This window comes from Patulibacter sp. NPDC049589, assembly GCF_040675535.1.
Taxonomy (GTDB): Bacteria; Actinomycetota; Thermoleophilia; order Solirubrobacterales; family Solirubrobacteraceae; genus Patulibacter.
In genome coordinates this window covers 1-8,746 of the sequence record NZ_JBFAPC010000202.1, presented here as the reverse complement: position 1 = coordinate 8,746, position 8,746 = coordinate 1, and the positions used below count along the sequence as shown (strand labels likewise).

The 8,746-nt window shown below is 72.6% G+C and carries 7 protein-coding genes and 2 pseudogenes; 4 read left to right on the top strand and 5 right to left on the bottom strand.

The genetic code is table 11. The annotated features are described in order from the left end of the window. A partial coding sequence (locus tag AB0L40_RS24585) for a phosphopantothenoylcysteine decarboxylase (protein ID WP_364360897.1) occupies positions 1-550 on the top strand: 550 nt, incomplete at its 5' end. 45 nt (positions 551-595) lie between these two features. Continuing rightward, positions 596-1,786, top strand: a complete 1,191-nt coding sequence (gene metK, locus AB0L40_RS24580; RefSeq protein ID WP_364360895.1) for a methionine adenosyltransferase — start codon at positions 596-598, stop codon at positions 1,784-1,786. A gap of 401 nt (positions 1,787-2,187) precedes the next feature. On the opposite strand, the gene AB0L40_RS24575 is transcribed toward metK, so the two are convergent. The 3 genes from AB0L40_RS24575 to AB0L40_RS24565 are packed head-to-tail and all read right to left on the bottom strand — an operon-like array spanning position 2,188 to position 5,351. Beyond that, a complete protein-coding gene (locus AB0L40_RS24575; RefSeq protein ID WP_364360893.1) occupies positions 2,188-2,898 on the bottom strand; it encodes a hypothetical protein in 711 nt (236 codons plus the stop codon). Between the two features lie 8 nt (positions 2,899-2,906). Beyond that, positions 2,907-3,896, bottom strand: coding sequence for a hypothetical protein (locus AB0L40_RS24570; protein WP_364360891.1), 990 nt, complete (start codon positions 3,894-3,896; stop codon positions 2,907-2,909). A 51-nt stretch (positions 3,897-3,947) separates the two neighbouring features. After that, positions 3,948-5,351, bottom strand: a complete 1,404-nt coding sequence (locus AB0L40_RS24565) for a ferredoxin reductase family protein (protein ID WP_364360889.1) — start codon at positions 5,349-5,351, stop codon at positions 3,948-3,950. Here AB0L40_RS24565 and AB0L40_RS24560 point away from each other — a divergent pair. Both AB0L40_RS24560 and AB0L40_RS24555 read left to right on the top strand, forming a co-directional pair. Further along, positions 5,350-6,258, top strand: a pseudogene (locus tag AB0L40_RS24560) (sirohydrochlorin chelatase); the annotation flags it as partial. The gene AB0L40_RS24565 and the pseudogene AB0L40_RS24560 sit on opposite strands and share 2 nt — an antisense overlap. A gap of 318 nt (positions 6,259-6,576) precedes the next feature. Continuing rightward, complete coding sequence (locus tag AB0L40_RS24555) at positions 6,577-7,296, top strand: ABC transporter ATP-binding protein (RefSeq protein ID WP_364360899.1); 720 nt, start codon at positions 6,577-6,579, stop codon at positions 7,294-7,296. Here the strand turns inward: AB0L40_RS24555 and AB0L40_RS24550 are convergent. Beyond that, entirely contained in the window at positions 7,277-7,810 is a 534-nt protein-coding gene (locus tag AB0L40_RS24550) for a hypothetical protein (protein ID WP_364360887.1), read from the bottom strand. The genes AB0L40_RS24555 and AB0L40_RS24550 overlap by 20 nt on opposite strands. 140 nt (positions 7,811-7,950) lie before the next feature. Beyond that, positions 7,951-8,746: pseudogene (locus AB0L40_RS24545) on the bottom strand (hypothetical protein); the annotation flags it as partial.

Here is an 8,746-nt window from a genome sequence, read left to right as displayed (position 1 = left end):
GGGCGCCCGGGTGACGCTCGTCGCAGCGAATGTCGCGCTGCCCGACCCGGCCGGTGTCGATCTGATCCGTGTGGGCACCACCGAGGAACTGCGTAAGGCGACCGTCGAGGCCGCGGCCTCGGCGGACGTGGTGGTGATGGCGGCCGCGCCGGCCGACTTCCGCCCGAAGGCGGTCGCCACCCAGAAGATCAAGAAAACCGACGACGGTACGCCCGCACCCATCGTCCTCACCACGAACCCGGACATCGCGGCCGAACTGGGCGCCGGGAAACGTCCTGGTCAGATACTTGTCGCATTCGCTGCCGAGACCCAGGCCGCACTCGAGAATGCGCGTGTGAAGCTGGTGCGGAAACGTGCGGACCTGATCGTCGTTAATGAGGTGGGCCCGGACCTGGTGTTCGGCCAGGATCGCAACACGGTCACCCTGCTGGGCGCCGACGGTGCCACCACGGCACTCGGCGAACTCCCTAAAGACGATGTGGCGGATATGATTTTCGACCACGTCCTGGAACGCCTGGATGCCCAGGTCCGCGAGACCCAGCGGGGCTGACTACACTTCCGCGTTACGTTGTATTCGACAAATCTGAGGAGCACCGTGGCACGCCGCCTGTTCACCTCCGAGTCGGTCACGGAAGGCCACCCGGACAAGATCGCTGACCAGATCAGCGACGGGATTCTCGACGCCCTGCTCGCGCAGGACCCGCGCAGCCGCGTCGCGGTGGAAACCCTGATCACCACCGGCCAGGTGCACGTGGCGGGTGAGGTCACCACGCAGGCCTACGCCGACATTCCCAGCATCGTGCGCGACACCATCCTGCGGATCGGCTACGACTCGTCGAAGAAGGGCTTCGACGGCGCGTCCTGCGGCGTCAGCGTCTCGATCGGCTCCCAGTCGCCGGACATCGCGCAGGGCGTGGACAGCGCCATCGAGCTGCGCGAGGGCGACTCCGAGCACATCCTCGACCAGCAGGGCGCCGGCGACCAGGGCATGATGTTCGGCTTCGCCTGCTCGGAGACGCCTGAGCTGATGCCGCTGCCGATCGCGCTCGCCCATCGCCTGGCCCGCCGGCTCTCCGCCGCGCGCAAGGACGGCACCATCCCCTACCTGCGGCCCGACGGCAAGACCCAGGTCACCATCGAGTACGACGGTCTGCGTCCGGTCCGCCTCGACACGGTGGTCGTCTCGTCGCAGCACGCCGCCGACATCTCGCTCGAGTCGCTGCTGACGCCGGACGTGCGCGAGCACGTCATCGCCCCCGAGCTGGAGGGCCTCGGTCTCGACACCGAGGGCTACCGGCTGCTGGTCAACCCGACCGGGCGCTTCGAGATCGGCGGCCCGATGGGCGACGCCGGCCTCACCGGCCGGAAGATCATCATCGACACCTACGGCGGCATGGCCCGGCACGGTGGCGGCGCGTTCTCCGGCAAGGACCCGTCCAAGGTGGACCGCTCGGCCGCGTACGCGATGCGCTGGGTCGCCAAGAACGTCGTGGCCGCCGGCCTCGCCGAGCGCTGCGAGACCCAGGTCGCCTACGCGATCGGCAAGGCCCACCCGGTCTCGCTGTTCGTCGAGACCTTCGGCACTGAGAACGTGCCGGTCGAGCGGATCGAGAAGGCCATCAACGAGGTCTTCGACCTGCGCCCGGCCGCGATCATCCGGGACCTCGACCTGCTGCGCCCGATCTACCAGCAGACCGCCGCCTACGGCCACTTCGGCCGTGAGCTCGCGGACCTGCGCTGGGAGAGCACCGACCGCGCCCAGGACCTGAAGAACGCCGCTTCCTGATCTCTTCCTCGAAAGCCGGCGCCGCTCTCCAGCGGCGCCGGCGTTGGTTGATCCCCGCGGGCCCCCGTTGCGTGGTTGTCCGCCAGAGAGTCGAGGGCGAACGGGTGATCATCGTCCGGCACGCGATGCCGGCGGTCGATCCGGAGGTGCCGGCCGACCGTTGGCCCCTCGCATGGGACAGCCGGGTCGCCGCCCGGCTGCTGCGACTGCACGTCAGCCACCCGGCCTACTACGTCTCCAGCACCGAGCCGAAAGCCGTGCAGACCATGCAGGAGATCGCCGGTGCGCAGCGGGTGATCACCGACGCCGGTCTCGCCGAGGTGCATCGCCCGCTGGTCGGAGCTGCGCTTCCCGGACGTGGTCGAGATCGACCTGCGCACCGAGCGGGTCAGCTGCCTCGCTCACTGAAGGGACGCGCGGGCCGCGGCGATGGCGTCGAGAAGCTCCTCCTGGCACTCGAACCCGCGCTCGATGCAGTCCGTGTCGACCCCGCACTCGCGCTGCCGCGCCCGCAGCAACGGCTGCTCCGGCATCGAGACCGGGAAGGCCAGCGGATCGAGATCGGGCATCCGCTCGAGGAGCATGTCGACGTCGCGGCGCACGCCGTCGCCGACCTGCAGCCAACCGGTCTGGTCGCGGTGGACGACCACACCGGCGGCGATGCCTCTCGTCCATTGCCGGAACAGGGCGGCCAGGCTGGTGGCGGCGCGAACCGCGTCCCAGGCGTCCGGGGAGATCTCGTACCGCCAGATCTCCCCTTCGTGGTCGCCGGCGAGCACGAACGTGTAGAGCAGGAAGTCGAAGTGGAACAGCGGCACCTGGTGCCGCCACCCGAACGGGGTGCCGATCGAGAACGCCAGACTCTCCAGCGCCTCGCTCCCCGCGGTCGGCCACGGCAGCAGATATCCACCGTTGGGCAGAAGCCGGCCGTCCCACCCCAGGGACTGCAGCCAGACGAGCTGCTCGGCGACATGGTCGACGTCGAAGAGCCGGTGGACCAGGTCCGGTGGCTCCCCGGAGGTGGCGGCGGCGGACCAGGTGAGGCCGGCGGCGATGGCCGCCGCGCGGTACCCCACCACCGCGTCCCGCAGGTCGCCCATGTCGTCGAGCATCGCTCCTCCTAAGGCTGCGCCGGTGACATGCAGACGCTGGCGCCGCCGGGACTCACCCGGAACCCGAAGCTGGGCCCGTTCGCCTGCACCCACGGCTTGATCGGCAGGACGATGAAGTGCTCGTTGTCGTCCACCCGGCACTTGTTGTGGAAGCCGATGATGTCGGTGGCCTGCGGCAGCGACTCCGTGCCGGGCACCGGCTTCAGCGACGCGGTCAGGCCCGAGAGGTTCACGGCCTGGTTGGTCGTCCAGAACGGGAACTCGTCGCAGACCTGCCCCGGCGGCCGCCCGTTGCAGACGTTCGGCTGAAACTGGACCTCGGTGTCGAACCAGTTGCGGTTGTGGCCGGCGTCGCGCGCCTTCTGGCCGTTGATGCTGCGGGCCGGCCAGTACCACTGCATCCGGGTCGGCGGCTGCGGGAACCCGTCGCCCATCGCCTCGACGATGTGTCCCGCGGTCTGTGACATGTCCGCCAGCTTGTAGTTGCGAGCACCCGGCACGTAGACGGCGAAGTCCTCGTCGCAGCCCTGTGATCCGCCGGTGCCGCCTCGCTGCGCCGTGCACGCCCGGTCGATGGTCCGTTTGAGCAGCGAGTCGTCGAGGTTGGCCCACTCGAAGTCCAGGTCGAACCGGTCCTTGAGCAGCAGGGTGGTCTTGATGACCTCGGCGTACGCCTTCAAGCTGTTGTACCACTCGCCCTCGTCGGCGCCCCAGTTCTCGAACGTGTCGAAGTCGGTGTCCGGGTCGATGGGATATTCCAGGATGCCCCCGATGCCGATCGGGGACGGGAACAGGATGGCCAGCAGCAGGCCCAGCACGATGCCGATACCGATGCCGGCGGCCGCGACGACCAGGAAGCTGCCGAGTGCACCGGCGCCGGCGGCGACCGCGGGACGCTCGCTCTCCTTGCCGTGTCCGGTGCTGCCGTTCGCCTGGTAGTAGACCGCCAGGCCGACGACGACCAGCGTCAGGGCGATCCAGATCGTGATCCGTCGCATCTCGTGCTCCTGTCCTTCGGGTTCGGGTTCGGGTTCGGGCGGCGGCTCGCGCTACCAGCCGAAGTCCTCGCTGTGCAGCCGGCCGGGCCGCGCACCGGCGGCCAGGGCGGCGCGCCGGACGGCGCGGGTCCAGGGGCCGGGCCCGCAGACGAAGACGTCGCGGTCGGCGACGTCCGGCACCAGGCGGGACAGCGCCGCGACGTCGTCTCGGTCGTCGCCCGCGGGCCGCCATGCGCCGTCGGCCGCCCGGGGCCCGGGGAGCAGGTGCAGCTCGAGCCCGCGGCGGTCGGCGAGCTCCCGCAGCTCCTCGCGGAAGAGCCGGTGCTCGTCGTCGGCGTAGCGGTAGACGAGCGTCGCGTCACCCGGCGCGTAGGGCGTGTCCTCCAGCAGCGCGCGCAGCGGCGCCACGCCGACGCCGGCGGCGACGAACAGCAGCCGGTCGTGCCGGCGGCGCCGCGCGGTCATCGCGCCGTAGGGGCCCTCGATCGCCACCCGGGTGCCGGGCCGCAGTCGCGCCGCGCGGGCGCTCGCGTCGCCGACGACCTGGATCGTGACGCGCAGCCGGTCGCCGCCGGGCGCAGCGGAGATCGAGTACGGGTTCCCGCGCGTCCAGCCCGGGCCGTCGAGGAACCGCCAGACGAAGAACTGCCCCGAGCGCGTGCTCAGCCGGTCGAGCCGGTGCCCGGAGACGTGGACCGAGACGACGCCCGGCGCCTCCTGCGTGACCTCCGCGACCCGGATCCGGTGGTGGAGCGAGCGGCCGACCGGCAGCGCGACGCGGAAGGTCAGCACGGTGACCACGGCGATGCCGTAGATCGTCCACCAGTAGGCCCGGGCGATCGGCCCGTGGAAGTGCATGCCATCGGCGAGCTGGTGCGGCATCGCCAGCCCCATCCCGAGGTACGTGTAGAGGTGCAGCAGGTGCCAGGACTCGTAGCGGAGCCGGCGCCGCGCCCAGCGGATCGACGTCGCGACGACCCCGATCAGCATCACCGTCCCGAGCGTCGCGAGCAGGTACCACGAGTTGCGCACGAAGAGGTCCAGCAGGTTCGTCGCCCAGGACGCGCCGTCGCGGGTCCCGCGGTCGACCGCGAACAGGACCACGTGCGTGACCATCAGGGAGAACGACCAGTACCCCACCTGGCGGTGGCGGTTGGCGAGCACGTCGTGCCCCCACGCCCGCTCGACCGCCGGGATCCGGGCGAGCATCACGACCTGGAGGAGCATCAGGTCGGCGGCGAGCAGGCCGCTGAGCAGCCCGAGCGACCCGATCGCGGTGTCGACGCCCGCCAGCGTCGTGTCCGGGCCGCCGGTGCGCAGCCACATGAAGACGACGACCCCGACCGACGCGATCCCGATCGGCCCGAGCAGGTCGGCCGGCCCGAGCCGCAGCGCGTCCGGCCACCGCCGTCCCGCCGGGGGCCGTCGCAGGTCCGTGCGCTGCACCGTCGTCATGCCCAGAGAGGCTCCCGACCGTCCGTGGCACTGGTCTAAGGACCTATCGAGACGTCCCGTGCGATCGCCCGCGCCGGCCGACACCGATCCGCACCGCCCGCGGCCGGCCTGCACCACCGCACCACCGCCTCGGAGCGCCCTCTACCCTCCCTCCGTGGCCCTCCGTCCGTCCGACGCCCGCGCCGGCACGGCCGGCACGCCGTCCCCCGACCGCCCGTCGCTCGTCCTCGTCGGGCACGGCTCCCGCGACGCCGACCACGTCGAGGAGTTCTGGGACCTCGTCCGCCACGTCGGTGAGATCGATCCCGACCTGCACCACGCCGGCGGCTTCATCGAGCTGGCGGAGCCCTCGGCGGACCAGGCGATCGACAAGCTCGTCGCCGACGGCGCGACGGACATCGTCTCGGTGCCGATCGTCCTGCTGGCCGCCGGGCACCTGAAGAACGACGGGCCCGCGACCCTGGCCCGCGCCCGCATCCGGCACCCCGGCGTCCGCTTCCGCTTCGCGCGCGACCTCTCGATCGACCCGCGGGTGCTCGAGGTCGCGGAGGACCGCATCTCCGCCACGCTCGCCGACGCCCCGGCCGAGACCTCCGGCGTCGTCCTCGTCGGCCGCGGCTCGAGCGACCCCGACGCCTCGGGCGACCTGGCCAAGGTCTGCCGGCTCCTGTCGGACCGCCGGGGCCTGCCGATCGTCGAGCCGGCCTGGATCTCCGTCGCCGAGCCCCGCGTGCCCGACGCGCTGGAGCGCTGCCGGAAGCTCGGCGCGACGACGATCGCGGTCGTCCCGTTCTTCCTCTTCACCGGCGTCCTGCTCGGCCGCATCTACGAGCAGGCCGCGGCGTGGGCGCAGCAGCACCCCGAGATGACCGTCCGGGGCGGGCCGCACCTCGGCGCCGACCGCCGGCTGGCCCGCGTCGCGCTGGACCGCTACCGCGAGGGCTTTCAGGGCGACGTCCGGATGAACTGCGACCTCTGCGTCTACCGCGTGACGCTGCCGGGCTACGAGGAGAAGGTCGGCCTGCCGATCTCGCTGACGCCGCACGGCGACGGTCCCGCGGGCGGCCGGCGGCGCAACCGGCGGACGACGCGCGCCCCGCAGAAGGCACCCGAGCTCGTCCTCGCGCAGGCCGAGGAGGGCCGCGGCGGCACCCGCTCCCGCGTGCGGACCGGCGCGGTCGGCGGGCCGGGCGGCGTAGCGGAGGACGCGCCGGTCGCGGTCGGGATCGACGACCTGCACTTCGCCTACCCCGACGGCTCCGAGGCCCTGGGCGGCGTCCACCTGACGATCCGCCAGGGCGAGCGCGTCGCGCTGCTCGGCCCCAACGGCGCGGGCAAGACGACGCTGCTGCTGCACCTCAACGGCGTGCTGCAGCCGCAGCAGGGCTCGGTGCGAATCGGCGGCGTCGAGCTGACGAAGAAGACGGCGCGCGAGCTGCGGCGCAAGGTCGGCGTCGTCTTCCAGGACCCCGACGACCAGCTGTTCATGCCGTCGATCGGCACCGACGTGGCCTTCGGCCCGGCCAACCTGGGGCTGAAGGGCGACGAGCTCGAGGAGCGGGTCCTCGCGTCGCTGCGGACCTTCGGCCTCGAGGAGCTGCGCGACGTCGCCCCGCACCAGCTGTCGCTCGGCCAGCGTCGCCGCGCCGCCGTCGCCGGCGTCCTGGCGATGGAGCCCGAGCTGATGGTGCTCGACGAGCCGTCGTCGAACCTCGACCCCGCCGCCCGCCGCGAGCTCGCGGACGTCATCCGGCGCCTGCCGACGACGACGATCCTCGTCACCCACGACCTGCCCTACGCGCTGGAGCTCTGCCCCCGCGCCGTCGTCATCGACCAGGGCCAGATCGTCGCCGACGGCCCGACCCGCCAGATCCTCGCCGACGAGGGCTTCATGCGCGCGCACCGGCTGGAGCTGCCGGCGGGCTTCAACCCGCTGGCGGCGTAGGCGGGCGGGGCGCGGCCGGGGCGACGTCGTTCGCCGGCCCCTCGTCGACCAAGCGCTCCGACGGGCGGGGCGCACCGTCCTTCGCGGCCCGGATGCCCCGGCCGATCTGCGGGACGGCGGTGCTGAAGGGGGCGACGGCCGCCATCGCCAGCGCGAACGACTGGTCCGTCAGCGTCTCGAGAGCGACCGCACTACCGACGACGACGGTCCAGAAGCCGACGTCCAGCGGGCGCCATCCGGGTCCCTCGGCGCCGGCGCGCTCCCAGGCCCACAGCTCGCCGGCGGCGGCCGTCAGGACGACGGCGAAGACGAGGAGCCCGACCCACGGGGCGAACGCCGCGATGCCCAGCGACCAGAGGGTGCCCCACGCGATGGTCCATCGCCACTGCGGCTTCGCGGGCTCCTCCCGGAGCTCGCGCTCCGGCTGGTCGGGGTGGCTCCCTCCTGCACGACTCAACCACCGCCGGAACCGGGACGCCCCGGGCGGCGGTGGTTGCTCGTAGGGGGCCGACACGCGGCGGACCGTAGCCGACGGGATGCCCCGCGACAACGGGCGGACCGGCCACATCGGGCGAACGATCGCGGCCGATGGGGCCGGTCGGCCGTGGGCCGACCGACCTGATCGCGGCCGCCCGCGACGACGGGCCTCCGGCGCTACTTGATCGTGAAGGGCGTCCGCACCGCGTCGCCCTCGACGTCGTCGAGCGACGGGGTGGCCTCCAGCCGGTAGGAGCCCTTCGCGAGCTTGTGCCCCTTCACGCGACCGGTGAAGCGTGCGGTGTTCTCGCCCTCGAGGTCCTCGTGGACGAACGAGCCGACGGGGACGAAGCGGGTGCAGCGGTCCTTCTTGGCGACGGCCTTGCCGGCCTTCGGCGCGACGCAGGAGCCGCCGGCCTTGCGGCCCGTCCGGGCGGCGAGGACGTCGAACGTCGTCATCGAGGCGGTGTCGACGCTCCAGGTCAGGCGCGTGCCGGTGCCCTTCTTCGTGCTCGTCACGAGGCTGCCGCCGGTGGCCGCGGCCTTGAACGTCGACGGGGACGCGTGCAGGTCCTCCAGGACGGGCGGGTCGGTCGTCGTGTCCGTGTCGGTGGTCGTCGTCGTGGTGGTGGTCGGCTTGGGCGGGTCGGTGAACGAGATCGTCACCTGCGGCTCGTCGGTCGTCTGCGACAGCGACCCGTTGACGGCGGAGCCGCCGAAGCCGGAGGACCCGGCGCCGCCGCCCCCGCCGTTGCTGCCGCCGCCGCTGCCGGGGAGCCCGCCGGAGCCGCCGAAGAGGCCGCCCCCGCCGCCGCCACCGGCGCCCGCGTCGACGTTCAGCGCGGTGCTGCCGCCGAGCGCGCCGAAGCCCGCGATGCCGGAGCGCCCGGCGCCGACCGCGATCGCCGCGACGAGCATCAGCAGGGAGCCGACGAGCGTGTAGACGATCATCTTGATCGTCGCCGGCACGCGG

What these genes read in the sequence shown, in the direction of transcription:
- AB0L40_RS24570 (WP_364360891.1), bottom strand. Translation starts at nt 3,896, where the DNA reads ATGCGACGGATCACGATCTGGATCGCCCTGACGCTGGTCGTCGTCGGC.
- AB0L40_RS24575 (WP_364360893.1), bottom strand. Translation starts at nt 2,898, where the DNA reads ATGCTCGACGACATGGGCGACCTGCGGGACGCGGTGGTGGGGTACCGC.
- AB0L40_RS24565 (WP_364360889.1), bottom strand. Translation starts at nt 5,351, where the DNA reads ATGACGACGGTGCAGCGCACGGACCTGCGACGGCCCCCGGCGGGACGG.